The sequence below is a fragment of the Arthrobacter sp. 2YAF22_2 genome (assembly GCF_052114645.1).
Taxonomy (GTDB): domain Bacteria; phylum Actinomycetota; class Actinomycetes; order Actinomycetales; family Micrococcaceae; genus Arthrobacter.
Map to the genome: position 1 here is coordinate 1 of NZ_JBFRFD010000416.1, position 3,391 is coordinate 3,391.

General features: G+C 68.7%; 3 protein-coding genes. All 3 read right to left on the bottom strand.

Going from position 1 to position 3,391, the window contains the following annotated elements:
* Window positions 1-39: 39 nt before the first annotated feature.
* The 3 genes from AB4Y86_RS15080 to AB4Y86_RS15090 are packed head-to-tail and all read right to left on the bottom strand — an operon-like array spanning window position 40 to window position 3,306.
* On the bottom strand, window positions 40-666 hold the full coding sequence (locus tag AB4Y86_RS15080; protein ID WP_441403008.1) for a rhomboid family intramembrane serine protease: 627 nt from the start codon (window positions 664-666) through the stop codon (window positions 40-42).
* 9 nt (window positions 667-675) lie between these two features.
* Window positions 676-1,914 (bottom strand): threonine ammonia-lyase, encoded by a 1,239-nt coding sequence (gene ilvA / locus AB4Y86_RS15085; RefSeq protein ID WP_441403009.1) that lies wholly within the window; start codon window positions 1,912-1,914, stop codon window positions 676-678.
* Window positions 1,915-1,926: 12 nt separating this feature from the next.
* Window positions 1,927-3,306: an AI-2E family transporter gene (locus AB4Y86_RS15090; protein ID WP_441403010.1), complete on the bottom strand. Its 1,380-nt coding sequence runs from the start codon at window positions 3,304-3,306 to the stop codon at window positions 1,927-1,929.
* Window positions 3,307-3,391 lie beyond the last annotated feature (85 nt).

Sequence of the window (3,391 nt, forward strand, 5' to 3'; positions counted from 1 at the left end):
GGCGTTTAAGGACGGCTCAGAACTTGGTGCTGACCCCGCCTAGGGCGCCGCGGGGCCGGACGTTCCGGACCGCGGCCGGCGGCGGCTGAGCATCAGTGCCGCCAGAACGCCGCCGCCGGCCCCGCCCAGGTGGGCCTGCCACGAAACGTAGCCCGCGACGGTGGGTAGCACCCCGAAGAGGATGCCGCCGTAGGCCAGGAACAGCACGACGGAAAGCAGGATCTGGCCCCAGTTCCGGTTGAAGAAGCCGCGCACCAGCAGGAATGCGAAGAGTCCGAAGACCAGCCCCGAAGCCCCCACCGTGACGTTTAGGCCGCCGATCAGCCACACGACCACACCCGAACCGAGCCAGCTGGAGGCCACGGCGGTAACGAAGACCCGCAGGCCGGACAGGAAGACCAGGAAGCCGAAGATGATCAAGGGCAGGGTGTTCGACAGCAGGTGGGCGAGGTTCGCGTGCAGCAGCGGAAAGGTCAGGATATCCAGTAGCCCGCCGGGCGTCCGCGGCCGCAGCCCGAAGACGCCGTTGAGCGAGTGCAGCATCAGCGTGTTGAGGATCTCGATCGCGTAGAGCAACAGCACGAACGAGCCCACCACCAACAGACCCTGGCGGGCCAGGGCGGCGGTCGGGCCCCGGCGCCGTTCCCCCCTGAAGGCGTCAAGCACTCCGGCCGCCTAGTGCACGACGATCGGCTGGAAACCCTCGGCCCGGAGCGCGCCGAGGACCTGCTCGCAGTGCTCGTGGCCCTTGGTTTCCAGGTTGACGGTGATGGAGACGTCGCCCATGCTGATCGAGCCGCCCACGCGGGTGTGGTCCAGCCCAGTTACGTTGGCATCGTTTTCGGCGATGATCCGGGCGATGGTGGCCAGCGAGCCGGGCCGGTCGTCCAGCATCATCCGCACCGTCATATAGCGGCCGGCGGCGGAGAGGCCGCGCTGGATGACTTTGAGCATCAGCATCGGGTCGATGTTGCCGCCGGAGAGCACGATGGCGGTGGTTCCGGGGTTTTCGATCTTGCCTTCCATCAGCGCGGCCACGCCCACGGCACCGGCCGGTTCGACGACCATTTTGGCCCGTTCCAGCAGGAAGATCAGCGCGCGCGCCAGCGCGTCCTCGCTGACCGTGACGACGTCGTCGACCAGTTCGCGGATGATGCTGAACGGCAGCTGGCCGGGCCGGCCCACGGCGATGCCGTCCGCCATCGTGGAAACGCGCTTGAGCGGCACGAGTGCGTCCGCGGCGAGCGACGGCGGGTAGGCGGCGGCGTTCTCGGCCTGCACGCCGATGATCCGGATTTCCCGGCCGAGCTCCTTGGCCCTGGCTTTCACCGCCACGGCCACGCCGGCCAGCAGCCCTCCGCCGCCGACGCCCATCAGGATGGTGTCCACGTTGGGGATCTGCTCGAGGATTTCCAGCCCGACGGTGCCCTGCCCCGCGACGATGTCGACGTCGTCGAAGGGGTGGACAAACACCGCTCCGGATTCGTCCGCGTAGCGCTTGGCCTCGGCGAGCGCCTCATCCACGTTGTGGCCGTGCAACACGACTTCGGCGCCATGGCTGCGCGTCGCGGCCAGCTTGGGCAGCGCGACGCCCAGCGGCATGTAGATGCGGGCCTTGATGCCGAGGGCCTTGGCCGCGACAGCGACGCCCTGGGCGTGATTGCCGGCCGAGGCCGCGACGACGCCGCGCTTTTTCTCCCCGGCGGAGAGCTTGGCCATCCGCACGTAGGCGCCGCGCACCTTGAAGGAACCGGCGCGCTGCAGGTTCTCGCATTTGAAGTAGACCTCGCCGCCCGCGATGGCGCCCAGTGCGCGGGACGACTCCACCGGGGTCCGGGTAATAATTCCGTCGAGCAGCTTCTGCGCCTCCAGGACATCGTCCAGCGTGACGGGCAGGCTCTCGAGGGTATTCACGAACTGATCTCCTTAGGGGGTTTCGGCGTCGGCGCCTGGGAGGTGGACCTCCCGGGGGCGCGGGTCCTCGCCGGCTCCGGCAAGTGCAGGGACTCCCTGCGGGCTTGCGGGTGCCAGCTCTTCATCATGTTCCCACGTTCTGCCCGCAATGTATCGAACGGCCGAGTTTGCTACGGCGAGGATCGGCACAGAGAACAGCGCGCCCGGGATGCCGGCCAAATAGGAGCCCGCGGCCACCGACAGGATGACGGCCACCGGATGCAGTGACACCGCCTTGCCCATCACCAGGGGCTGCAGGATGTGGCTTTCCAGCTGCTGGACCAGCAACACGATGCCGAGCATGAACAGCGCGTTGACCAGGCCGTTGGCGACGAGCGCCAGCAGTACCGCGACGGCTCCGGTCACCAGCGCGCCGACCACGGGGATGAATGAGCCAATGAACACCAGCACGCCGAGCGGCAGGGCCAGCGGAACCCCGATGATGGCGGCGCCGACGCCGATTCCGACCGCGTCCACAAAGGCGACGAACATTTGAATCCGGGCATAGCTGACCATCGAAGTCCAGCCGCGCCGCCCGGCGCCGTAGACGGCCGGACGGGCCTTCCGGGGCATCAGCCTGACCAGGAAGGCCCAGATCTGCTCGCCCTGGAGCAGGAAGAAGATCAAGACAAACATGGCCAGCAGGAGCCCGGCTGCGAAGTGCCCCGCGGTGCTGCCGAAGGTCAGGGCTCCGTTGAGGATGCTGCTGCTGTTGTTCTGCAGCGCAGACGTGCCCTCCTGGATGTAGGTGTCGATCTGGGCGGCCGTCAGGTGCAGGGGGCCCTCGGCGAGCCAGCCCTGGACCTGCTGCACGCCTTCGAGCGCCTGGCTCCAGAGTTCCCCGAAACCGGCGCTGAGTTGGCGTCCAACCAGGGCCAGCGCCGCGGCGATGACCCCGACGAAGCCGAGTACGGTGAGGGCCACCGCGGCGCCGTTGGGTAGCCTGCGGCGGCGGAGCCAGCGCGTGACCGGGCTGAGCAGGCCGGCCAGGAGCGCGGCGACCATCACCGGGATGATGAGGAAGCTGATCTTGCTGAGCAGCCAGATCAGTGCCCCGGCCACGACCAGGATGAGGCCCAGCCGCCAAGCCCATGACGCCGCGATCCGTACGCCGTAGGGGATGTCCTCGTCCAGGGAACGGTCACTCCGGGCCGGCCGCGCGGCACGGGGCGCAGCGATGGCTGACCCCTGCGTGACGGCGGCCGAGGCGGGAGGCGCGGAGAGTCCCGGCGCAGCATAACCGGGCAGTGCGGAGTCGTCGCGTTGGTCAGAGTCGCGTGGGTCAGAGCCCCGTGGGTCAGAGTCGCGTTGGCTGGAGTCCGGGCGGGGGGTCGAGTCCTCGGCTGGCGTCATAGTTCCATAATTCCGCAGTGCGCCGTGGAAGCGAAACGGCGGCGGCGCGCGGAAAAGCCCGGCGCCGGCCGGGGTTGCACGGCGC